The organism is Nonomuraea sp. NPDC050733 (genome assembly GCF_040654215.1).
Classification (GTDB): Bacteria; Actinomycetota; Actinomycetes; order Streptosporangiales; family Streptosporangiaceae; genus Nonomuraea.
On record NZ_JBFAHO010000024.1, the window covers coordinates 42885 to 64292 of the forward strand.

The window sequence follows — 21408 nt, forward strand, 5'->3', positions numbered from 1 at the left end:
CCGTACCCAAGCCTGCCAGAGTGGCACCTGGCGGGCGTGTTGATCAACGGGTTGGATCGATGAAAGCAGCACCGTTTCTCCACGACTATCAAAAAACCCAGTCGTGACGAAACACGCACCCTTAGGATGATCGCGACACCTACCCCCAAAGAGGCAGGCAATGGCGCTTACCTCAGACTCGGGGGTACTCACCAGGAGGCACTCCTTCCATGACCGTCATGGTGCCGTCAATGACGCCGGCGCTCACGAACCCGGCCTTCAGCGCCGACCTCACCACCCCGGGCCGCCAGGCCCTCGACTCCGCCCTCCAGCAGCTGCACCACGCGGCCGAGCACCTCGGGCTCGACCACGGCCTGCGCACGATGCTCGCCACACCCCGCCGCTCCCTGACCGTCTCCGTCCCCCTGCGGCGTGAGGACGGCCGCATGGACGTCGTCCAGGGCTTCCGGGTGCAGCACAACATCTCGCGCGGCCCCGCCAAGGGCGGCATCCGCTTCCACCCGGCCACCGACATCCACGAGGTGACGGCCCTGGCGATGTGGATGACGTGGAAGTGCGCCCTCGTGGGCATCCCGTACGGCGGCGCCAAGGGCGGCGTCTCCGTGGACCCCAAGGCCCTCACCCCGCGCGAGCTGGAGCGGCTGACCCGCCGCTACGTCAACGAGATCCTGCCGATGATCGGCCCGGAGAAGGACATCCCGGCCCCCGACGTCGGCACCGACGAGCAGACCATGGCCTGGATCATGGACACCTACAGCGTCAACACCGGCTACTCGGTGCCGGGCGTCGTCACCGGCAAGCCGACGACGCTGGGCGGCTCGCTCGGCCGGGCCGGCGCCACCTCGCGCGGCGTGCAGATCGCGGCCCTGGCCGCGCTCGGCCGCTCACCCGAAGGCGTCATCGTCGCCGTGCAGGGCTTCGGCAAGGTGGGCGCCCTGGCGGCGCAGTACCTGGCCGACGCGGGCTGCGTGGTCGTCGCCGTGTCCGACGCCTCGGGCGCCGTCCACGCGCCCGGCGGGCTCGACGTGGCCGCGCTGCGCGCCCACGCCGCCGAGGCGGGCGGGGTGCTCGGCTACCCCCACGCCGACGCCCTCGGCCATGACGACCTGCTGGAGCTGGACGTCGACGTGCTCGTGCCCGCCGCGCTGGAGAACGTCATCACCGCCGCCAACGCGCCCCGGATCCGCGCCCGCCTGGTCGTGGAGGGCGCCAACGGCCCCACCACGCCCGAGGCCGACGAGATCCTCGCCGCCGGCGGCACCACGGTCGTCCCCGACATCCTGGCCAACGCGGGCGGGGTGATCGTGTCGTACCTGGAGTGGGTGCAGAACATGCAGGCGTACTCCTGGAGCGCCGGGGAGGTCGACGTGAAGCTGCGCGACCTCATGGAGAGCGCGTTCGGCGAGGTCCGGTCGCTGGCCGGAGAGCGCGGCCTGACCCTGAGGCAGGCGGCGCACGTCATCGGCGTCGGCCGGGTCGCCGAGGCGCACCGGATGCGCGGCCTGTACCCCTGAGACACCGCGCCTAGGTTGGGTAAACCGTGGTGTCGCAGGTCAGGGCACTGATCATCGGGGATCTAGGGTGGGGGACGTGCTCAGGTCGGTGCTGTCCCTCACCCTGCCCCTCGCCCTCCTCCATCCGTCGGCGCCCCAGGCGTCCGCGTCGCGGTCCGTGCCGCACCATGACGTCATGACACCGGGCGGCGACCGGCTGGGGTACGCGCCCGTCCCCGCGCCCTACACCGGGGAGCGGAGGCTGGCCGGCGTGGTGCTGGCCCGTGACCCGGTCACGGGCCGGACCGTGCTGTGCGGGGGCGCGGTGATCAGGTCGCGCAGCCGGAGCCTGGTGCTCACGGCCGCCCACTGCCTGTACGACCGGGGCAGGAGCATGCGGGAGGTGTCGTTCCTGCCGGGATTCGAGGACGGCCGGCCGCCGCTCGGGGTGTGGCGGGCCGTGCGGACGTGGGTGCCGGACCGATGGCGTGACGGGCCGGACACCGAGGCTCAGCTCCCGTACGACGTGGGCCTGGTCGGGGTCGGCCGGCGCGGACGCTCCCTGGAGGACGTCACCGGGCCGGGACTGCGGACGCTGCGCACCCGACCCGGCACCTCGCTGCGCGGCCTGGAGCTGCTCGGCTACCCGGCGGGCAGGAGGTACCCGGGCATGGAGCTGTACCACTGCCTGGGCGACGCCTCCGAGGGCATCGCCCGGGGGCCGGGGGTGCTGGTCACCCACAACTGCCACGCCCCGGACGGTGGCAGCGGCGGCCCCGCCCTGTACGGCGGGGCGGTGGCGGGCGTCGTCTCGTCCTCCAGCCCGCTGAGCGACCGGAGCGGCTTCACCGTGCTGACCCGGCTCGGCGGCCGGCAGTTCGGGCGGATGCTGAGCGAGTCCGACCGGTGGATGAGCGAGCGCCTGCCCGCGAGCGCGCGGACGACGGAGCGCACCTCTCAGCCGGCCGCGCCCCTTGAGCCCGCTCCGTTCGGCTCGGATGTGTTCCCCGTCTGGGCGTGCCGCACGATGTCCTCGCAGATCGCGTGGCTGACGAGCGCGTCGTCGGCCGTGAGCAGGCGGCCGGCGTGCACGGCGTCGAGGAACTCCAAGCATGCCTGTTCGATGCCGCGCTGCCGGGCGACCGGCACCCAGTCGGGCCGGCGCACGAGCGTCTCGCCGGCCGCGTAGTCGACCACGTCACCGAGGTTGACCACCCGCCGCTTGACGCCGCCGCCCATGACCTCGCAGCTCTCCTCGGCGGCGCCGCTCACCCGGCACATGGAGCCGATCGCGGTGAACCCGTCGCCGGTCAGCTCCAGCACGACGTGCTCGGCCAGGCCGCCGGTGACGCGGGTGCGGATCCTGGTGCCGGTGACCTCGCCGGGCGCGAGGAAGCGGAGCGTGTCGACGACGTGGATGAAGTCGTCGAACACCGGCGCGGTTCTTCTGCTTGACTTCCTCCCCACGGCTGAAGCCGCGGGATTCCGGCCCTCACGGGCCGGGTTTCCTGCTTCGCCGCCAGTTGCCCGCCTGGCTTGCGCCTTTGAGGTCTTACACCGGCTCGACAGGCGTTTTACCTCTCCGCCAGCCCGGCGGCGAGGATGTTGATCGCGGCGTTGACGTCGCGGTCGTGAAGTGCGCCGCAGGCGCACTGCCACGCCCGCACAGCCAGCGGCATCTTCTCCTGCAGAGCGCCGCAGGCCGAGCACATCTTCGAGGAGGGAAACCATCGGTCGATGACGATGAGGTCCCGCCCGTACCAGGCGGCCTTGTACTGCAGCATGGCCCGCATCTGGCGCCACGAGGCGTCGGAGATGGAGCGGGCCAGGCCGTGGTTCTTGACCAAGTTGCGGACGGTGAGGTCCTCGATCACGACCGTTTGGTTCTCACGGACGAGCCCAGTGGTGAGTTTGTGCAGGAAGTCGCGCCTCCGGTCGGTGATGCGGGCGTGAATGCGGGCGACGTTGAGTTTCGCCTTCTGCCGGTTGGCCGAGCCCTTCTCCTTGCGGGCGAGATCGCGCTGTGCTCGGGCGAGCTTGCGGCGGTCGGCCCGTTCGTGCTTCGGGTTGACGATCTTCTCGCCGGTGGAGAGCGTGGCCAGTGCAGTGATCCCGGCGTCGACGCCGACCAGGTTCCCGACCGGGTGCAGCGGGCGGATCGTCTCCTCGAGGAGGATGGACACGTACCAGCGTTCAGCCGCGTCTTTGGAGACGGTGACCGTGGAGGGCTTCGCGCCCTCGGGCAGGGGCCGCGACCATACGATAGCCAGCGGTTCGTGCATCTTGGCGAGGGTGAGCCGTCCGTCGCGCCAGGTGAAGGCCGAGCGGGTGTATTCAGCCGACGCCCGCGACTTCTTGCGGGACTTGAAGGTGGGGTACTTGGCCCGGCGGGCGAAGAAGTTCGCGAACGCCGCCTGAAGGTGGCGCAGCGCCTGCTGAAGCGGAACGCTCGACACCTCGTTCAGGAACGCCAGCTCGTCGGTCTTCTTCCACGCGGTGAGTGTGGCCGAGGACTCCACGTAGGAGACGCGGCGGCCTGCCGACGTGTAGGCGCGGGTCCGCTCCTCCAAGGTCTTGTTGTAGACCAGGCGCACGCAGCCGAACGTCCGGGCAAGCTCTTCGGCTTGCTCGGGAGTCGGATAGAAGCGGTACCTGTAGGCCCGCTTCACGAGCTGCGCCACGCCTCACATCATGCCAGGCCATCAGCCAGGAATCGCTTTTTTGTTCGCATCCACCGTGCGGCGCCGCACGCGTTTCCTTCCAGGGCTGAAGCTAGGGGACTCCACACTCAAGGAGGTTCGATGAGGACGAGATGGCGGGGCAGCGCCGGGAGGCCGACGTAGCCGTGGGCGTACCTGCCGTGGGAGGCGACCATGAAGGGGCGGGGCAAGGCGTCCGAGATGCTCGCAGTCCGGCAGGTTGTCGGTGAGCGGCTTGTCCACGAAGACATGCACCCCCGCCTTGAGCAGCGGCTCGACCAGCTCGCGGTGCGCGGCCGCGCCTCGTGCACGGTGTGCGGAGTGACGCTCACCCGTGCTCAGACCTGCTTCCAGACGATGCGGAGGACCGCGTTGACGACGAAGACGACGGCGAAGACGACGGCCGGGGTGGCCAGGCCGGCCGCGTAGAGCGCGAGCGCCCCGCCGCCGAACCAGACGATCTCCAGCAGGGCGCGGGCGGCACCGGTGAGCGGCACCACGGCGTTGGCCCCGCCACCCGCCCCGAACAGCGCCCACGCGGCGATGAACAGAGCCGGGGCGCCCAGACCGGCGAGCAGCTTGACCGCCCAGTTCGGGCTCACCGTGAACCCCCAGTAGCCCACGGAGGCCAGCACACCCAGCTCCAGGACGAACATCAGCGCCAGGTTGGCGCCCTTGGCGATGGCGAGCATGTAGACCTCCAGTGACTGCCGTTCGCTTACGAGAGCAATGCTCTCTTAAAGGAGCACCCACCGTCAAGAGCGGTGCTCTCTTTTCCTTGCGGCGCTCTGGTAGCGTCGTGGGCATGACAGCCAGCCGCACCGCGAGAGAACGTGTCCGTGCCGAGCTGACCAGGGAGATCGTGGAGATCGCCCGCCGGCAGCTCGCCACCGAGGGAGCCGGCGGCCTGTCCCTGCGTGCCGTGGCGCGCGAGATGGGCATGGTGTCCTCGGCCATCTACCGCTACTTCCCGAGCCGCGACGACCTGCTGACCACGTTGATCATCGACGGCTACAACGCGCTCGGCGAGGCCGTGGAGCGCGCCGACGCCGCCACGCCGCCGGACGACTTCCCGGCCAGGTGGGCGGCCGTGTGCCACGCCGTGCGCGACTGGGCACTCGCGCACCCGCACGAGTACGCGCTGCTGTACGGCTCGCCGGTGCCGGGCTACCAGGCGCCGCAGGACACGATCGGACCCCGGGTGCGCGACCTGGTGGTGTTCGGCGGGATCCTCTCCGACGCCCAACGGGCCGGGGCGCTCGCGCCGGCCTCCGCCGCACTCGACGCCGATCCGGCGCTGGCAAGCGAGGCGGAGGCGAGCCTCGGCGAGCTCATGCCCGAGGTGCCCGGCGACGTGCTGCTCCGCGCCCTGTCGGCGTGGACGTCCCTGTACGGGTGGGTGAACTTCGAGGTGTTCGGCCAGCTCCAGGGTGCCTTCCAGGACAACGGCCCGGTGTTCGGCCACTCGGTACGGGTACTGGGCGCCATGATCGGCTTCACCCGGCCCGCGTGAGCCCCCAAGCCGGCACGACCCGCCCGAAGCCGCCATACCTTTCAGCGCGTTTGAGCTTGTCCCGTTGATGTGATGGTGATTAGCGTGTGAAAGGCGTGGGGGACGCCGCCTCCTGATCTGTTCTGGTGCAGCGAGCCGTACGAGGGGATCATCTTGGCCGAACCCGATCGCCTGCAGGCAGTGGCGGAGCGGATCCAGCGGCTGTCGGACGAGCACTGGTGGGCGCTCGACGCCTCCTGCCGCCTCATGGAGAACGACGCGTGGGTGGGACCCACGGGCGCCAGGTTCGACGCCCAGGTCCACGCCGACCAGCGGGAGCTGCGGGCCGCGCTCACCCAGGCCGTGCACAGCGCCGACGAGAAGCTGGCCGCGCTTCCGGACCGGCCATGACGGAGTTCACCGGTGTCAAGCAGCCGGAGTTCGACACGATGGCGGGCAAGCACACCGAGGCGGCCGGGCGGCTGGAGAAGCTGGCGGCGGCCCTGCACGGCGAGCTTCAGAGCGCGGGGCTCGACACCTCTCCGGCGGCGCGGCTGCGGCAGCTCGCCGGACGGGTCACCGCGCAGGCCGAGGACCTGCGGCGCCGGCAGCGACTGGTCCACGAGCTGCAGCGGCAGCAGGTCACGTTCGGCCGGAGCACGCCGGCCGGGAGCTTCCTGGAGATGCCCGACGGCCTGGACGCCGCCCAGGGCCTGCTGGACGGCACACTGGCGGCCCGCGCCGCGCTCAAGACGGCCGACGGGGACGCGGCGGCGCTGCCGGGGCTGGAGAGGTACGCCTCCCGGACGGGGGACGCGGAGTTCGTCAAGGCGTTCCTGGGCGCGTTCGGCGCCGCAGGCACGACCCGGCTGCCCGGCTCGCTTGCCGCGGAGCTGCGCGACGCCCACTCCCACGGGGATTCCGACCGCGTGACCCAGCTCTCCAAGTCGGGGCAGAACACCTTGCGCATGCTTGCCGCGGCTCTTGCCAGGGGGACCGATCCGAGGAGTCCCGCGTACATGGGCGACGGCTTCCTCAAGGAGCTGGTGAAGGAGGGCCGGGCCGAGCACAAGGCGGGCGATACGACGTACACGGGCTACCAGGCTCAGGCGCTCATCTGGCGCGCCCACGACGGTAAGACGCCGTTCTCGAAGGAGTTCATGGAGGTCGTCGGGCGCGACGTGATCGTCTACGAGCACGACCGGCGCAAGGACGCGTGGGCGGCGAGCCAGGAGCCGATCTTCAGTGCCATCGGAGCCCAGGTCCCCATACTGGACCTGGCCGGCTCTCTCGGCCTCGGCACCCTTCTCAGGCCCGGGCCGCAGATCGGTGGTCCGGGCGCCGGCCCCAGGTCCTCGATGGTGGAGGATCTGTTCCACGCGGCGAAGTCCAGCCGGGAGGCGTCCCATGCCTTGCTGGCCCACACGCCGGCGGGATGGAAGGAATCCGTGCTGGACTACCTCCTGACGACCCGGTGGGGAGCCTCCCGGTATCTGGACGACTACCAGCCGATCAGCGACCTGCTGGTGACCGCGACGACCGGCCGGGACGACACTTCCAGGAGGCTGGCCGCCGAGATGACGAAGATCCTCGCCGACGGCGTCCGCGGCGCCTTCGGCAGAGATGACACCGGCAACCTGCAGATAACGGACAGGGACACGTTCGATCGCTACGCGTCCCTGCGTTACCCTCTCGGCCGAGCAATCGCGGCCAATGTCGACGAGCTGTCCCGGCTGCTCCTGAACCATGCGACGTTCGACAAGGTCACGCCTCAGGACATGTCGTACGCGCTGGCCCTGGCCGCCTCCGACGACGACGCCTTCGAGGCTCTGGTGAGAGCCCAGACCGAGCACATGCGCGCGGCCCTCGGCGCCACGCCTCCGGCCGGCACCGACGTCAAGCAGTTCCTGACGGACCGGACCGTGGAGGAGGCTCGTCCCTTCGGCCACATCGTGGAGATCCGCCGCCAGGTGCTGATCGCCCAGGGCCTGGACGACAAGAAGGCGGACGAGGCGCTCAAGACCATGGTGGGCGACGCGATCGGGCTGCTGCCGGTGCCAGGGGCCAGGCGGGTGGGTGAGCTGGCGACCGGGGCGTTCGGCGACCTGGTGAGCTCGGGGTACGACAAGCTGGCGGGGGCGGCGTACGACCAGGTCGCCGAGCAGGTCGCCCAGCGGATGTCGGATCACGGGCGTGGGCTGGATGAGACGCACCGGACGTTGGCGGACAACCGGTTGGCGGTGGAGAGACTGGCGGAGCAGATGCTGGCCACGGCCATGCTGGACAAAGGCATGCTTGACCGGCTGGACCTGGACGGGCAGCCGTTCGCCGCCGGAACCCCGGCGACGCTCAAGCCCTTCACCGATATGTCGCCGGAGGAATACAGCAAGTTCCTCAAGTGGGCCCGCAGAGCGAGCGGAAGCAGCGAGTTGCTCAACGACTTCAGAAGCACCTTCAGCGCAAACGACGATGTCAACGCCTATCTTGGTCTTGACGCCTCCGGAGATGGCAAATGAGGCGTCTTCTTGTGGCTCTGGGTGCCCTCGGGTTGCTTGTCGCGGCCTGTAGCCCGGAGACCGACATCGTCTCCACGCCGGCCTCACCTCTCCAGCCCGTGGTGGACTCCGCGCCATATGTCTGCGCTCTCATTCCCGAACAGGCGTTTCGCCTTGTCACTGGGGTGACCGGCTCCCTCGCCGAGAAGACCGACGGCAATGAGAGAAACGGTGACTGCCGGGCTCCCGGCACTGGCCCCCGGTCTCTGGAGGTGTGGTGGATGCAGGAGGGCCGCGGGATGCCTCGCGGCCACCTGAATCTGCTTATGGAGGACAGACGTAAGGTCTACACCGGCCATGGTGGAGTCGTGCTCCCTGCCGAGCTCGGCGAGGGCATGGCCGCATATTTGCCGGATCCACCAGTCGATGACCCGCCTTATCAGGTGAGCGCCAAGTTCCACTGCGGCGGCGACGATCGGCTGATCGACATCCTGCTCCCCCAGGTCGCCAAGGGCAGGGACGCGATCAAGGACATGACGGAGCTCATGCGCATCGCCCAGAAACGCTACGGCGCCCTCTACCACTGCACCCCCGGCCGCTAGTGCACCAGCTGCACCGTTCATCCGATCGGATCCCCGGCCGGATCGCCCTCCATTCCGGTCAATCGTTCGCCTGGGCCACCGTCCCGGCGCCACTATGGCTACCTTCTCCGGTGTCCGCATTGACGAGCGTTGGAGTGCGTCCTCATGGCCCTGCCCACGAAGCTGGTTCTGGTCATCCGTGCCGATCTGCCTGCCGCCTCGGCGGTGAGCGCCGCGGCTGTGCTCGGGTTGAGCGTGGGCGGACGGTTACCCGTCCCGTCGGCGACCGAGGACGAGGCCGCGGACGCCGGGGTGAGCCCTCACCCAGTCTCCGTCCTGAGTGCCGCGCCTGAGCAGTTGCGCGAGCTGTACGCGAAGGCGCGCGCCACGGAGGATCTGATCACCGTGGGCTTCGACGAGGTGGAGATCGGCCATGTCGCCGTCGCGGTGTTCGGGCCGGGCGATCGTGTCACGGCGCTGACCGAGCGGCTGTCCCTCCACGGGCCGGGCCCTGCGGGCTACGAGGGTGCGGGCGGGAGGCGGAGAAGGGGCGGGATGTTCCCCGCCGTCGATGATCGACGCTTCAGCAGTCCCGCCACGGGCGATGAGCGGTGGATGCTCGTGGACGTCCTGCGGGCTCAGCGCGCGACGCTGGAGATGAAGTGCTCCGGCCTGGACGCGGCGCTGTCCCACCGGTCGGTGGAGCCCTCCACGCTCTCGCTGCTGGGGCTGGTGCGGCATCTCGCCGATGTGGAGCGCCGCTGGTTCCGGCGCGTGCTGGGGAGCCAGGACGTGCAGCCGCTCTTCTCGTCGCCCGCGGACCCTGATGGGGACTTCGACGGGGCGGTGCCCGATCCGGCGGTCGTCGCGGCGGCGTGGGAGGCGTGGCGTGCCGAGGTGGCGTTCGCCGACGGGTTCGTCGCCGACGCGCCCGACCTCGACATCGAGGGCGACGACGCGTGGCGCGGAAGGGTGTCGCTGCGCTGGGTGCTCATCCACATGATCGAGGAGTACGCCCGGCACAACGGCCACGCCGACCTGCTCCGTGAGCGGATCGACGGCACGATCGGGGTGTGAAGAGGCACAGCGCCGGACACGACTCGACCGCGTCTCCCCCTGGTCGGGGAACGCGGTCGGGTTGGGGTCGGTACGTGGCCTTGTGGGCGTGTGCCGGTTACCGGATCCCCGCAGGTCGTGCGGGGTCCGGGGCGTCGGGCGGGGCGGTCAGCGGGTGGCGCGGTTGACCGCGGAGATGACCGCCTTGAGGGAGGCCGTCGTGGTGCTGGCGTCGATGCCGACGCCCCACAGCACCTGGCCGTCGACGTCGCACTCCACGTAGGAGGCGGCCTTGGCGTCGGAGCCGGCGCTCAGCGCGTGCTCCACGTAGTCGAGGACCCGCACCTGGACGCCGACCTTGGCGATCGCGTCGATGAAGGCCGAGATGGGGCCGTTGCCGGAGCCCGCGACCTCGCGGATCTCCCCGTCCACCCGTACGTCGGCGCTGATGCGGTCCACGTCGTCGGCCACCGACTCGTGGCGGTGCGCCATGAGGCCGAGCCGGCCCCAGCGGTTGGCGGGGGTCGGGAGGTACTCGTCCTGGAAGATCTCGTACATCGCGGCCGGGCTGATCTCGCCGCCCTCGCTGTCGGTGCGCGCCTGCACGACCTTGGAGAACTCGATCTGCAGCCGCCGCGGCAGGTCGAGCTGGTGGTCGGCCTTCATGATGTAGGCGACGCCGCCCTTGCCGGACTGGCTGTTGACCCGGATGACGGCCTCGTAGCTGCGGCCGATGTCCTTGGGGTCGATCGGGAGGTACGGCACGGCCCAGGTGAACTCCTCGACGGGCACGCCCGCCTCCTGGGCGTCCTTCTCCAGGTGCTCGAAGCCCTTCTTGATGGCGTCCTGGTGGGAGCCGGAGAAGGCGGTGTAGACCAGCTCGCCGCCCCACGGGTGGCGCGGGTGCACGGGCAGCTGGTTGCAGTACTCGGTGACGCGGCGGATCTCGTCGATGTCACTGAAGTCGAGCTCGGGGTCGATGCCCTGGGAGAACAGGTTCATGCCCAGCGTGACCAGGCAGACGTTGCCGGTGCGCTCGCCGTTGCCGAACAGGCAGCCCTCGATGCGGTCGGCGCCCGCCATGTAGCCCAGCTCGGCGGCGGCCACGGCGCTGCCCCGGTCGTTGTGCGGGTGCAGCGACAGCACGATCGAGTCGCGGTGCCTGAGGTTGCGGTGCATCCACTCGATCTGGTCGGCGTAGACGTTGGGGGTGGCCATCTCGACGGTGGCGGGCAGGTTGACGATGACCTTGCGGTCGGGGGTGGGCTGCCACACGTCGTTGACGGCGTCGCACACCTCGACCGCGTACTCCAGCTCGGTGCCGGTGAAGGACTCGGGAGAGTACTGGAAGTACACGTCCACGTCGGTGGCGTCGGCGAGCTTCTTGACCAGCTTGGCGCCCTCGACGGCGATGGCCGTGATGCCGTCCCTGTCCTGGCCGAAGACGACCCGGCGCTGCAGGGTGGAGGTGGAGTTGTAGAGGTGGACGATGGCCTGCTTGGCACCCTCGATCGCCTCGAAGGTGCGCTCGATGAGCTCCGGCCGGGCCTGGGTCAGCACCTGGATGACGACGTCGTCGGGGACACGGCCCTCGTCGATGATCTGCCGGACGAAGTCGAAGTCGGTCTGGCTGGCGGCCGGGAAGCCGACCTCGATCTCCTTGAAGCCCATGCGCACCAGCAGGTCGAACATCTGCAGCTTGCGGTGGGAGTCCATCGGGTCGATGAGCGCCTGGTTGCCGTCGCGGAGGTCGACCGCGCACCAGCGGGGCGCCTTGGTGATCACCTGGTCGGGCCACGTGCGGTCGGTCAGGCGTACCGGCTCGAAGGGCTGGTAGCGATGGAACGGCATGGGGCTGGGCTGCTGAGCGGTCATGATGTCGGGTCTCCTCGTCGGTCGATGCGAACGGCCGACGCGCATGACTCGCCCCGCGGCGAGGGAGCCGGCCTCAGAGGCCCCCGCCGCGGCGGCTAAGAAGGAGTCCGCGCAGCATGCCCTGCACGCTACCAGACGTCTCGCCGTGCACCGTCCAGGGTCTCGAATGTTGAGATCTCAGACGAAACGCCGACGGGAACGGTCAGGGGACGAGGACGGACAGGCAGGTGACGCAGCCCTCCAGCTTCTCGAACTCGGAGATGTCCACGGTGGTCACGTCGAGCCCGCGCCCGGCCAGCCTGGCGGCGGTACGGGGGGCGGAGGCGGCCATGAGGACGCGGTCGCCGCCGAGCAGCACCACGTGCGCGCCGGACTCCTCCTCGGGTTCGAGCAGGCCGGGCAGGTCGACACGGGCGGGGTCGCCGATCAGGGTGCCGTCGGGCAGCGCGGTGACGGCCGACTTGAGGTGCAGCACGCCGTCGAGGCCCACGGGCTCGATCCGGCGCTCGGGCAGCAGCGCGGTCAGTTGGGCGATGCCCTCGTCGTTGGTCCGCGCCGACCTGCCGACGTACACGGTGGCGCCCACCTGGAGGACGTCGCCGCCGTCCAGCGTGCCGGGGCGGGTGACGCGCACGGCGCTGAGGCCGAGCGCCCGCACCGCCTTCTCCACCGAGGGGACCTCGAGCCGCCGCTCGGAGGCGCCGGGCCGCGTCAGCACGGCGAGCCGTCCCGAGACCACGACGGCGTCCTCGACGAACGGCGCGTCGGGCAGGTCGTCGGCCGGCTCGACGTGGACGGGATGCCAGCCGGCCGCGGCCAGGGCGGCCACGTACGCCTCGTGCTGGGCGAGGGCGCGCTCGGGGTCGACGGGTTCGCGCTCGATGTGGGTGACGAGGCCGTCGGCGATCCGCGGCCCGGGCTTTCTTACCAGCGCGATACCAGACATAGGGCGCTTTCTATCACGTAATCAGTAGAGTCTCGGGCATGCGTGACAACGAGATTCTGAGTCGGATCAGCGCCCTCGTGACCGAGGAGCACGAGCTGCGCGGCAGATTGTCGGCGGGCGAGGTCACCTCCGAGGAGGAGAACGAGCGCGTCAAGGAGCTGGAGGTCGCCCTCGACCAGTGCTGGGACCTGCTCAGGCAGCGCCGGGCCCGCCGCGGCGTCGGTGAGGACCCGGACGGCGCCGCCGCCCGCCCCGCCTCCGAGGTCGAGGGCTACCGCCAGTAGGGACCGCCCACAGGAGCGGTGTGAGGGGGCAGCGTCCCACCCGCGCGTTGCCTCGATGTTAAGCGTGCGTTAGATATCAGCCCCCTCCCCTTGTTCCGAACAACCTTCTGCGGAGAGGCTCTGGCCTGCAACTACTCCCCCCAGGAGGTACACCAGTGAGCACACCCAAGGTGCCGTGGAAGGCGGTCGTCGGCGGCTCCATCGGCAATCTGGTCGAGTGGTACGACTGGTTTGTCTACAGCAGCTTCGCTGTCTACTTCGCCGCCTCCTTCTTCCCTGACGGCGACGCGACCACCCAGCTGCTCAACACGGCCGGCATCTTCGCCGTGGGCTTCTTCATGCGGCCCGTCGGCGGCTGGCTGCTCGGCCGCTACGCCGACAGGAAGGGCCGCAAGGCGGCGCTCACGCTCACGGTCACCCTGATGTCGGCCAGCGCCCTCCTGATCGCCATCGCGCCGACGTACGAGGCCGTCGGCTTCTTCGGCGCCGTCGTCCTGCTGGTGGCCCGCCTCCTGCAGGGTCTGTCGGTCGGCGGCGAGTACGCCGCCAGCGCCACCTACCTCACCGAGGCCACGCCTCCCGGCAAGCGCGGTCTGGCCTCCAGCTTCCAGTACGTCTCGATGACGGCCGGTCAGCTCGTCGGCCTGGGACTGCAGATCATCCTGCAGAACACCATGTCGGACGAGGTCCTCAAGTCCTACGGCTGGCGCATCCCGTTCGTCATCGGCGCGCTCGGCGCGGCGGTGGTGTTCTACCTGCGGCGCAACCTCCTGGAGACCGAGGCCTATGACGAGGAGGAGCGCGAGGTCGAGGGCGGCCACCAGCAGCGCGGCACCATCAAGGCGCTGATGGCGCACAAGAAGGAGGCGCTGCTCGTCATCGCCCTCACCATGGGCGGCACGGTCGCGTACTACACCTACACGACCTACCTGACGAAGTACCTGGTCAACACCGCGCACCTGGAGAAGCAGACCGCCACCCTGATCAGCTTCTGCGCGCTGTTCGTCTTCATGCTCATCCAGCCGCTCGCCGGCTCGCTGTCGGACCGGATCGGCCGCCGGCCGCTGCTCATCACGTTCGGCATCGGCTCGCTGCTCGGCACCGTGCCGCTGATGACCGCGCTGGGCAGCGTGGACGGCTTCCTGGGCGGGTTCGTCCTGTCGCTGATCGGGCTGATCATCATCACCGGTTACACCTCCATCAACGCGGTGGTCAAGGCGGAGCTGTTCCCGACGAACATCCGGGCGCTCGGCGTGGCCCTGCCGTACGCGATCGCCAACGCCCTGTTCGGCGGCACCGCCGAGTACGTGGCCCTGTGGTTCAAGTCCAGCGGCATCGAGTCCGGCTTCTACTGGTACGTCTCCGGTTGTGCCGCGGTGTCGCTGGCCGTCTACCTGACGATGCGCGAGACCCGCGACGCGGCCCTGAGCCGGGCCGAGCAGAAGTCGGGCGAGGCGGAATCGATCCCCGTTCGCCTCTAATCTGGCGACATGCGAGTTCTCCTGGTCGAAGACGACGATCGGCTCGCCTCAGCGCTCACCACGGCCCTCGCCCGCCACGGCCACCAGGTCGCGCGGGCGGGGCTGGCAGTCGACGCCCTCCGCCTGGCGGGGGGCGTCGACTTCGTCCTGCTGGACCTCGGCCTGCCCGACATGGACGGCCTCGACGTGCTGCGCCGCCTGCGCCGCGTGTCGGCGGTGCCGGTGATCGTGGTGACCGCGCGGACCGAGGAGCGCGAGGTGCTGCGCGGTCTGCGCTCGGGGGCCGACGACTACCTGGTCAAGCCGTTCCGCACGGTCGAGCTGATGGCCAGGATGGAGGCCGTGGTGCGGCGCGGGACGCGGCCCATGCCGGACCGGGGCCAGGTGGTCAGCGTCGGCGACGTCCGCATCGACCTCGTCGCCCGGCAGGTCACCGTGGCGGGGGCGGCGGTGACGCTGACGCGGCGCGAGTTCGACGTGCTGGCGTTGCTGGCCCGCGAGCCGGGCGTGGTGCGCAGCCGCGAGGAGATCCTCGACGAGGTGTGGGGCGATCCGCTGCTGTCGGCGTCACGCTCGCTCGACGTCCACGTCGCGGGGCTGCGCTCGAAGACGGGCCGGCCCGGACTGGTCGAGACGCTGCGTGGCACCGGCTACCGCCTGGGCTCCTCGGCGTGAACTCCCGCCTGGTGATCACGTTCACCACGCTGATCGCCTTCCTCATCACGGCGCTGGCCGTGCCCCTGGCCCTCTCCTACGCCTCCCACCGCACCAACCGCCTGCTGCTGGACCGCCGCGCCGACGCCACCCGCTTCGCGGAGCTGGCCGACCAGGCCGCCCGCGACGGCGACCACACGGGCCTGACCTCCGAGGTGGTGCGCTACGCCGAGCTGTACGGTGCGGCGGTGCGGGTGCGCGACCGCGGCGGCCGTGTCCTCGTCACGGCCGGCCGGTTCGAGGCCGACGACGCCGAGGCCACCCACCTCGCGCTGTCCGGCCGCACCACTGAGGACCTGCCGACGGTCGGCCCGTTCGGCCCGGCCACCGTGCTGCTGGCCGAGCCGGCGGGCCGCGACGCCCAGCTCTCGGGCGCGGTGCTGCTCCAGGCCCGCACCGACCAGGCCCGGCAGGACGTCGGGCTGGTGTGGGGCGCGCTGGCGCTCGGGTCGCTGATCGCGCTCGGCTACGGGGTGCTGGCGGCGCGCCGGCTGGCCCGCTGGGTGCTGCGGCCGGTCACCGAGCTGGACCGCACGACGCGGGCCATCGCCGAGGGCCACCTCGACGCCCGCGCCCACCCGGGCGGCGGCCCGACGGAGCTGCGGCGGCTGGAGGAGCGGTTCAACGCCATGGCCGACGCGCTGTCGGGGGCGATGGAGCGGCAGCGGGCGTTCGTCGCCGACGCCTCCCACGAGCTGCGCACCCCGCTCACCGTGCTGGGCCTGCGGCTGGAGAACCTGGAGCCGCACCTGACCGACGACGGATCGGCCGAGTTCGAGGAGGCCATGGCCGAGCTCGACCGGCTGGCCGTGCTGGTCGAGGACCTGCTGGCGCTGGCCCGCGTGGAGGCGGGGGCGGTCCCCGACGACAAGGAGGCCGAGCTGCGGGTCCGGCTCGGGGTGTGGCGCGAGGTGTACGCGGCGCAGGACCTCACCTTGGCCATGGACGTGCCGGAGATGTCGGTCGTGCCGGAGGCGGCGGCCCGGATCGCGGACATCGCGCTGGACAACGCCCAGAAGTTCGTGCCGGCGGGCGGCACGGTGACGGTCACGCTGCGGGACGGGGTGCTGCGGGTCGCCGACGACGGGCCGGGGCTGTCCGAGGAGGAGCGGGCCGACGCGCTGGGCCGCTTCTGGCGGTCGGTCGGCCACGCCAACGTGCCGGGCAGCGGGCTCGGACTGGCCATCGCCGCCGAGCTGGCCAAGCTGTGCGGGGCGACGCTGTCGCTGCTGCCCGCCGACCCGCACGGGCTGGTGGTCGAGATCCGCCTGCCCGAGCCGTACGCGAACGGGTAGGCCGCCTCAGCCGTACACGGAGCGGTAGTAGCGGGCGGCGCCCGGATGGAGGGGGACGATGCCGGTCCCGATGGCGTACCTCTTGTCCAGCCGGCCGCCGGGGGCCGACGGGGCCTGGAGCCGGTCGCGGGCGCGGAAGAGGGTCTCCGTGACGGTGAAGGCGGCGTCCTCGCCGAGGTCGCGCCGGCACATCAGGTAGCTCGGGGTGCCGACGGTGGGCACCGGAACCGTCCCCGCGTACACGCCGACCGGGACGTCCGCCGACTCGTAGACCGGCCCGTACGTGCGGCGCAGCACCGGGACCAGCGACCCCAGCGGGACGAGCCTGATGCCCTCCGTCGCGGCGAGCGCCGGGGTGGGCACGCCGCCCGACCAGAAGAACGCGTCGACGTCCCGCTCGCGCAACGCCAGGATGGAGGCGTCCAGCCCGAGCCGCAGCGCGCCGCCGCTCGGCAGGCCCGCGGCCGACAGCACCCGCGCGGCGGTCACCGCGGTGCCGGACCCCTCGGCGCCGATGGACACGACCCGCCCGGCCAGGTCCTTCGGTTCGAGGATCGAGGAGTCGCGGCGGACGACCAGGTGGACGTAGTTCATGTACATCCGGGCCAGCGCCGCGACGGGCTGGTGGCGTACCCGTACCGCGTCGTCGGCGCTGTCGGCGAGCGAGAAGCCCACGTCGGCGCGGCCGTCAGTGAGCATCATCAGGTTCTGTACGCTGGCCGCGGTCTTGATCACCTGGACAGCGACGCCGTCGCGCCGCAGCTCGGCGGCGAACCTGTCGCCGAGCACCTCGTACGGCCCGCCCGCCAGCCCGGTGGCCAGCCGGATCGTGTGCTCCGCGTCCTCGGCCGACGAGCAGCCCGTGGCCGCGAGCGCGGTGAGCGCGAGGAAGACGCGGCGGGACATCGGCACGAGCTCACGCTATCGAATCACGCAGAATGATAGATATGACCCAACGGGACGCACTTCTCCGGATCGCCCCGGAGCTGAGGATGTTCCTGCCCGTGAGCCGCCGCCAGGAGTGGCAGCGGGTGACGCCCGACGGCACCTCCACCCTCGGCCACCACGTCGAATCGGCCGGCATCCCCCTGACCGAGGTCGGCCCCATGACCATCGGCGGGTACGGGGTCGGGCCCTCCCGCCAGCTCGCGGCCGGGGACGTCGTCGAGGTCGGCCCGGTGCCCCGGCCCCAGCAACTCCCCCGCGAGCCGCGCTTCCTGCTGGACGTCCACCTCGGCACGCTGGCGCGGCGGCTGCGGCTCCTCGGCATCGACGCCGCCTACCACAACGACATGGACGACCCCGCGCTGGTGGTCCAGGCCAACGAGGAGCGGCGGGTCCTGCTCACCCAGGACCGCGGCCTGCTGCGCCGCCGCGCCCTGTGGCTCGGCGCGTACGTGCACGGCTCCCGGCCGCAGGATCAGCTCCGCGACCTGATGGAGCGCTTCGCCCCGCCGCTGCGGCCCTGGACGCGCTGCACCGCCTGCAACGGCGAGCTCGCGGCCGCCGACAAGGGCGAGGTCGCCGCCCGGCTGGAGGCGGGGACGCGGCGCAGCTACGACGCGTACGGGCAGTGCCGGGTGTGCGGCCAGGTGTACTGGCACGGCGCGCACAGCGATCACCTGGAGGAGATCGTCCGCACGGCGCGGGAGTGGGCCGGCAGCCTCTCCTGAGCCGGGGCGGCGCCGCGGCTCGTCCCGGAGCGGGCTTGGAGTGCGGAAGGACCGCGCGTGGCCTGGCCGGGGCGGCTCGGCCGTCCTAAGGTGACCGTGTGGCCGACCACCTTCAGCAAAACCCCGCGAGGCGCGGGAGGCGCGGTTACGCGCTGGCCGTCAGCGTCGCCGCGGCGCTGCTCGTCCTCTGCGCCGTCCTGCCGTGGGCGGGCATCGAGGCCAGGAGCGACGTCATCGGCGGCGGCCTGACCAGCGACGTCCGCGGCGTCGACGCCGCCGTGGGCGTCTACACGCTGCTGGCCGGGCTGGCGGCGCTGGTGCTCGGGGTGGCGGGGCTGCTGGGCCGCCGCCCGTGGGTGGCCGCGCTGGCCGCGCTGCCGGGGGCGTTCGCGACCGTGCTGCTGGTGATGTTCGTGGCCGACCCGGGCGGCGTCGCGGACCGGGTCTCGCTCGACCTGGGCGGGCTGCTGTCGGTGAGCCCGGTCATCAGGTACGGGTGGTTCGCGGCGCTGGCCAGCTCGCTGGCGCTGATCCTGTTCGCCGTGCTGACGGCGTTCCGCCGCCGCTGAAGCGGCCGGTCACCGAAGCGGCCGCTCAGCGGAGGCGGCCGGTCCGTCAGTCGAAGAAGCCGAGGCGGCGCAGCTGCTTGGGGTCGCGCTGCCAGTCCTTGGCGACGCTGATGCGCAGGTCGAGGTAGACGCGGGTGCCGAGCAGGGCCTCGATCTGCTTGCGGGCCCGCGTGCCCACGTCGCGCAGCCGCTCGCCCTTGTGCCCGATGACGATGGCCTTCTGCGACGGCCGTTCGACGAACATGTGCGCGTAGATGTCGAGCAGGTCGTCGCGTCCCTCGCGCGGCAGCATCTCGTCGACCACCACCGCGATCGAGTGCGGCAGCTCGTCACGGACGCCCTCCAGAGCCGCCTCCCTGATCAGCTCGCCCACCAGCACCTGCTCGGGCTCGTCGGTGAGCTGCCCGCCCTCGTACAGCGGCGGGGACTCGGGCAGGTGCTCGATCAGCACGTCGCCCAGCACGTCGAGCTGGTCGCCCCGCTCGGCCGACACGGGCACGATCGCGGCGAACTCCGCGATCTGCGACACCGCCAGCAGTTGCTGGGCGATCTGCTCCTTGGTCGCCAGGTCGCACTTGGTGACCACAGCGACGACCGGGGTGCGCTTGACGGCGGCGAGCTTGTCGGCGATGAACCGGTCGCCCTTGCCGACCGGCTCGTTGGCCGGCACGCAGAACCCGATGACGTCCACCTCGGTCAGCGTCGACAGCACCAGGCTGTCGAGCCGCTCACCGAGCAGGGTGCGCGGCCGGTGCAGGCCCGGCGTGTCCACGATGACGATCTGCGCCTCGGGCCGGTGCACGATGCCGCGGATGACCCGTCGGGTGGTCTGCGGCTTGGACGAGGTGATCGCCACCTTGGTGCCGACCAGGGCGTTCATCAACGTGGACTTGCCGACGTTGGGCCTTCCCACGAAGCAGGCGAATCCGGCGCGATGGCTGTCTGGCGAGGTCACATAGTGCATTGTGTCCCATCAGCGGGTCTGCTGGCGCCACCAGGTGAACACCTCGGGCAGCACCCGCGGCGACCACGGCGTCATCGACAGCCCCGCGAGCTCGTCCTCGGTCACCCACCGGGCGTCGGTGATCTCGTCGCCGTCGGGCACCGGAGTGCCCGACGCGAGCGTGCAACCGTAGACGGCGATCACGTACGCGCAGCGGTGCCCGTTCGGGTAGACGGTCTGGAACTCGGGGCCGCCGTACACGCCGATCACGCCGCGCACCTCGATCTCGACGCCGAGCTCCTCCCGCAGCTCCCTGGCCACGGCCTCCTCGGGCCGCTCGTCCGGGTCGACGCCGCCGCCCGGCGCGGCCCACAGCCCGGCGTCGCCGTGGCGGGCCACCAGCAGCCGCCCGGACGCGTCGAACACGCACCCGCACACCGACGGCAGCAGCAGCAGGTCGTTCCCGACCTTCTCCCGCAGCCCGGCCAGGTACGGCGACATCGGCATGTCAGCTCCTCAGCGAGCCGTCAGGACCGGCCACGAGCAGCGCCTTGACGCCCAGCTCGCGGACCACCTCCTCGTCGGCGGCGCCCGGCCCGTCGCCGGCGGTGACGAGCGCCGCGGCCTCCAGCGACCGGGCGCCGCTGGAGACGGCCATCGCGACGGCCACCTGCACGGCCGACAGCCGCAGGGAGGAGAGCGCGACGTCGGTCGCGGAGTACGTGCGGCCGGTCTCGTCGCGCACGGCCGCGCCCTCGGCGGAGCCGTTGCGCGCGCGGGCGGCACGGGCCAGAGTGATGATCTTGCTGTCTTCGGGATCGAGAGTCACGAGGACTAGGTTAGGCGCCGGCCATCCTCATCACCGCGCCGACCAGCTTCTCGGTGCTCTCCGGCTCGACGCGGGCCATGCCGGTGTGGACGACGGAGACGAGTGTGTCGCCCGAGCGGGCCAGCACCACGTCCATCGTGTACGGGTAGCCGCGCAGCCTGCCCCGCAGCCGGGCGCTCACGGCCTGGTCGCCGGGCGCCTGGACCGGCAGCGAGCGCAGCCTGAGCCGCGTGCCGCCGGGCGCCCGCAGCGCCTGGCACTGGGACAGCGACTCGGCGAGCGCGTCGAGGTGGCTCTCGACCTCGGAGCCCGAGTAGCGGGCCAGGCCCACGGCCACCTGCTCGCCGACCCCGTCCCCCTGATAGCTGACCGCCGCCTGCCCGGTCAGCGACCGCTGGGGTGCCCGCCCGCCGGCGGGCTGGAGGGCGGCGCGGCAGTCGCGGTCGGCCACCCTGAACGGCACCCGCCACGCCTCGCCGGCCCGGGGCGAGAAGCCGTCGGGCAGCCCTTTCGGCCCGTCGAGCAGCACGCGCAGCCGGGACTCCGACCGTGAGCCGGTGTGCGTGCTCGTGTGCGTGCCGGCGCGCGTGCCTCTGTCCTCCCGGCCTCTCCGCGCCTCGCACGCCGCCAGGCATCCGGCCAGGAGCCCGGCCGCCGTGACGAGCCCGATGATCCGCAGTCCGCGTCGCATGATTACCTCCGCACGCGGATCTCCCCGGGGGGGTAACCGGACAACCCACTGCACTCGCCAATAAAGCCTCAAACGCCGAAAGGGTGCTCTCGTCCGGCCTTCCGGACGAGAGCACCCTTTACGTCAAGCAACGTCACGATCGTGATGATCGAGACGTTGCCGCCCCCCGGGGAGCGCCCTCCGGCCGCGAACCCCACCCGGCGTTCGGACGCTTCCCTCGTTGACACCCTCCGCACTGGGCGTCGAGACAAGACTGGGGCAACGCGCTTGCAGAAGACTTGTAGAACGCTTG

Annotated in this window: 22 protein-coding genes; 13 read left to right on the forward strand and 9 right to left on the reverse strand. The window is 71.4% G+C overall.

Features of this window, described 5'->3' with window-relative positions; genetic code table 11:
• Window positions 1-209 precede the first annotated feature (209 nt).
• Both AB0H64_RS29955 and AB0H64_RS29960 read left to right on the forward strand, forming a co-directional pair.
• Window positions 210-1514 carry a Glu/Leu/Phe/Val dehydrogenase gene (locus tag AB0H64_RS29955; protein WP_357631217.1) on the forward strand — a complete coding sequence of 435 codons (1305 nt, stop codon included), beginning with the start codon at window positions 210-212 and terminating at the stop codon, window positions 1512-1514.
• Window positions 1515-1590: 76 nt separating this feature from the next.
• The gene (locus tag AB0H64_RS29960; RefSeq protein WP_357631220.1) at window positions 1591-2682 is read left to right on the forward strand and encodes a hypothetical protein; all 1092 of its coding nucleotides are present in this window, start codon (window positions 1591-1593) and stop codon (window positions 2680-2682) included.
• Window positions 2683-3067: 385 nt separating this feature from the next.
• Here AB0H64_RS29960 and AB0H64_RS29965 read toward each other — a convergent pair whose 3' ends face one another.
• A complete protein-coding gene (locus tag AB0H64_RS29965) occupies window positions 3068-4174 on the reverse strand; it encodes an RNA-guided endonuclease TnpB family protein (RefSeq protein WP_357631223.1) in 1107 nt (368 codons plus the stop codon).
• A gap of 356 nt (window positions 4175-4530) precedes the next feature.
• Window positions 4531-4884, reverse strand: coding sequence for a YrdB family protein (locus AB0H64_RS29970; RefSeq protein WP_357631225.1), 354 nt, complete (start codon window positions 4882-4884; stop codon window positions 4531-4533).
• 113 nt (window positions 4885-4997) lie between these two features.
• Between AB0H64_RS29970 and AB0H64_RS29975 the strand changes: the two genes are divergently transcribed.
• The 5 genes from AB0H64_RS29975 (at window position 4998) to AB0H64_RS29995 (ending at window position 9837) form a co-directional block, all read left to right on the forward strand.
• Window positions 4998-5705, forward strand: coding sequence for a TetR/AcrR family transcriptional regulator (locus AB0H64_RS29975; protein WP_357631228.1), 708 nt, complete (start codon window positions 4998-5000; stop codon window positions 5703-5705).
• 153 nt (window positions 5706-5858) lie between these two features.
• Complete coding sequence (locus AB0H64_RS29980; RefSeq protein WP_357631230.1) at window positions 5859-6095, forward strand: hypothetical protein; 237 nt, start codon at window positions 5859-5861, stop codon at window positions 6093-6095.
• Complete coding sequence (locus AB0H64_RS29985; protein WP_357631233.1) at window positions 6092-8200, forward strand: hypothetical protein; 2109 nt, start codon at window positions 6092-6094, stop codon at window positions 8198-8200. Before AB0H64_RS29980 ends, AB0H64_RS29985 begins: the two co-directional genes overlap by 4 nt.
• A 305-nt stretch (window positions 8201-8505) precedes the next feature.
• Window positions 8506-8781, forward strand: coding sequence for a hypothetical protein (locus AB0H64_RS29990; protein WP_357631236.1), 276 nt, complete (start codon window positions 8506-8508; stop codon window positions 8779-8781).
• Between the two features lie 144 nt (window positions 8782-8925).
• On the forward strand, window positions 8926-9837 hold the full coding sequence (locus AB0H64_RS29995; RefSeq protein WP_357631237.1) for a DUF664 domain-containing protein: 912 nt from the start codon (window positions 8926-8928) through the stop codon (window positions 9835-9837).
• 147 nt (window positions 9838-9984) lie between these two features.
• Here AB0H64_RS29995 and leuA read toward each other — a convergent pair whose 3' ends face one another.
• Together leuA and ddaH are read right to left on the reverse strand one after the other, a co-directional pair.
• A complete protein-coding gene (gene leuA / locus AB0H64_RS30000; protein WP_357631401.1) occupies window positions 9985-11694 on the reverse strand; it encodes a 2-isopropylmalate synthase in 1710 nt (569 codons plus the stop codon).
• Between the two features lie 199 nt (window positions 11695-11893).
• Window positions 11894-12637, reverse strand: coding sequence for a dimethylargininase (gene ddaH, locus AB0H64_RS30005; RefSeq protein ID WP_357631240.1), 744 nt, complete (start codon window positions 12635-12637; stop codon window positions 11894-11896).
• Window positions 12638-12675: 38 nt separating this feature from the next.
• Here ddaH and AB0H64_RS30010 point away from each other — a divergent pair, with 38 nt between their 5' ends.
• From AB0H64_RS30010 to AB0H64_RS30025, 4 genes are all read left to right on the forward strand, one after another.
• Window positions 12676-12921, forward strand: coding sequence for a DUF2630 family protein (locus tag AB0H64_RS30010; protein ID WP_357631242.1), 246 nt, complete (start codon window positions 12676-12678; stop codon window positions 12919-12921).
• Between the two features lie 155 nt (window positions 12922-13076).
• Window positions 13077-14402, forward strand: a complete 1326-nt coding sequence (locus AB0H64_RS30015) for an MFS transporter (protein WP_357631245.1) — start codon at window positions 13077-13079, stop codon at window positions 14400-14402.
• A gap of 9 nt (window positions 14403-14411) precedes the next feature.
• Window positions 14412-15077, forward strand: coding sequence for a response regulator transcription factor (locus AB0H64_RS30020; protein WP_357631246.1), 666 nt, complete (start codon window positions 14412-14414; stop codon window positions 15075-15077).
• Complete coding sequence (locus tag AB0H64_RS30025) at window positions 15074-16411, forward strand: HAMP domain-containing sensor histidine kinase (protein ID WP_357631249.1); 1338 nt, start codon at window positions 15074-15076, stop codon at window positions 16409-16411. The genes AB0H64_RS30020 and AB0H64_RS30025 overlap by 4 nt, the downstream gene beginning before the upstream one ends.
• A gap of 6 nt (window positions 16412-16417) precedes the next feature.
• Here AB0H64_RS30025 and AB0H64_RS30030 read toward each other — a convergent pair whose 3' ends face one another.
• On the reverse strand, window positions 16418-17317 hold the full coding sequence (locus AB0H64_RS30030; protein ID WP_357631404.1) for a TAXI family TRAP transporter solute-binding subunit: 900 nt from the start codon (window positions 17315-17317) through the stop codon (window positions 16418-16420).
• Between the two features lie 32 nt (window positions 17318-17349).
• On the opposite strand from AB0H64_RS30030, the gene AB0H64_RS30035 reads away from it, so the two are divergent.
• Window positions 17350-18084: a Mut7-C RNAse domain-containing protein gene (locus AB0H64_RS30035; RefSeq protein WP_357631252.1), complete on the forward strand. Its 735-nt coding sequence runs from the start codon at window positions 17350-17352 to the stop codon at window positions 18082-18084.
• 98 nt (window positions 18085-18182) lie between these two features.
• Window positions 18183-18653, forward strand: coding sequence for a hypothetical protein (locus AB0H64_RS30040; protein WP_357631255.1), 471 nt, complete (start codon window positions 18183-18185; stop codon window positions 18651-18653).
• A 46-nt stretch (window positions 18654-18699) separates the two neighbouring features.
• On the opposite strand, the gene era is transcribed toward AB0H64_RS30040, so the two are convergent.
• From era to AB0H64_RS30060, 4 genes are read right to left on the reverse strand one after another with little or no spacing between them, the layout of a single operon-like run.
• A complete protein-coding gene (gene era, locus AB0H64_RS30045) occupies window positions 18700-19617 on the reverse strand; it encodes a GTPase Era (RefSeq protein ID WP_357631258.1) in 918 nt (305 codons plus the stop codon).
• A 9-nt stretch (window positions 19618-19626) separates the two neighbouring features.
• On the reverse strand, window positions 19627-20103 hold the full coding sequence (locus tag AB0H64_RS30050; RefSeq protein ID WP_357631260.1) for an NUDIX domain-containing protein: 477 nt from the start codon (window positions 20101-20103) through the stop codon (window positions 19627-19629).
• Between the two features lies 1 nt (window position 20104).
• Window positions 20105-20425, reverse strand: coding sequence for a cytidine deaminase (locus tag AB0H64_RS30055; protein WP_357631263.1), 321 nt, complete (start codon window positions 20423-20425; stop codon window positions 20105-20107).
• A 10-nt stretch (window positions 20426-20435) separates the two neighbouring features.
• Window positions 20436-21116: a hypothetical protein gene (locus AB0H64_RS30060; RefSeq protein ID WP_357631266.1), complete on the reverse strand. Its 681-nt coding sequence runs from the start codon at window positions 21114-21116 to the stop codon at window positions 20436-20438.
• Between the last annotated feature and the right edge of the window lie 292 nt (window positions 21117-21408).

Coding starts and splice junctions, on each gene's coding strand:
- AB0H64_RS30010 (WP_357631242.1), top strand. CDS start 12,676: ATGCGTGACAACGAGATTCTGAGTCGGATCAGCGCCCTCGTGACCGAG.
- era (WP_357631258.1), bottom strand. CDS start 19,617: ATGCACTATGTGACCTCGCCAGACAGCCATCGCGCCGGATTCGCCTGC.
- AB0H64_RS30020 (WP_357631246.1), top strand. CDS start 14,412: ATGCGAGTTCTCCTGGTCGAAGACGACGATCGGCTCGCCTCAGCGCTC.
- AB0H64_RS30060 (WP_357631266.1), bottom strand. CDS start 21,116: ATGCGACGCGGACTGCGGATCATCGGGCTCGTCACGGCGGCCGGGCTC.
- AB0H64_RS30030 (WP_357631404.1), bottom strand. CDS start 17,317: ATGTCCCGCCGCGTCTTCCTCGCGCTCACCGCGCTCGCGGCCACGGGC.
- AB0H64_RS29975 (WP_357631228.1), top strand. CDS start 4,998: ATGACAGCCAGCCGCACCGCGAGAGAACGTGTCCGTGCCGAGCTGACC.
- ddaH (WP_357631240.1), bottom strand. CDS start 12,637: ATGTCTGGTATCGCGCTGGTAAGAAAGCCCGGGCCGCGGATCGCCGAC.
- AB0H64_RS29955 (WP_357631217.1), top strand. CDS start 210: ATGACCGTCATGGTGCCGTCAATGACGCCGGCGCTCACGAACCCGGCC.
- AB0H64_RS29995 (WP_357631237.1), top strand. CDS start 8,926: ATGGCCCTGCCCACGAAGCTGGTTCTGGTCATCCGTGCCGATCTGCCT.
- AB0H64_RS30050 (WP_357631260.1), bottom strand. CDS start 20,103: ATGCCGATGTCGCCGTACCTGGCCGGGCTGCGGGAGAAGGTCGGGAAC.
- AB0H64_RS30035 (WP_357631252.1), top strand. CDS start 17,350: ATGATAGATATGACCCAACGGGACGCACTTCTCCGGATCGCCCCGGAG.
- AB0H64_RS29985 (WP_357631233.1), top strand. CDS start 6,092: ATGACGGAGTTCACCGGTGTCAAGCAGCCGGAGTTCGACACGATGGCG.
- AB0H64_RS29970 (WP_357631225.1), bottom strand. CDS start 4,884: ATGCTCGCCATCGCCAAGGGCGCCAACCTGGCGCTGATGTTCGTCCTG.
- AB0H64_RS29990 (WP_357631236.1), top strand. CDS start 8,506: ATGGAGGACAGACGTAAGGTCTACACCGGCCATGGTGGAGTCGTGCTC.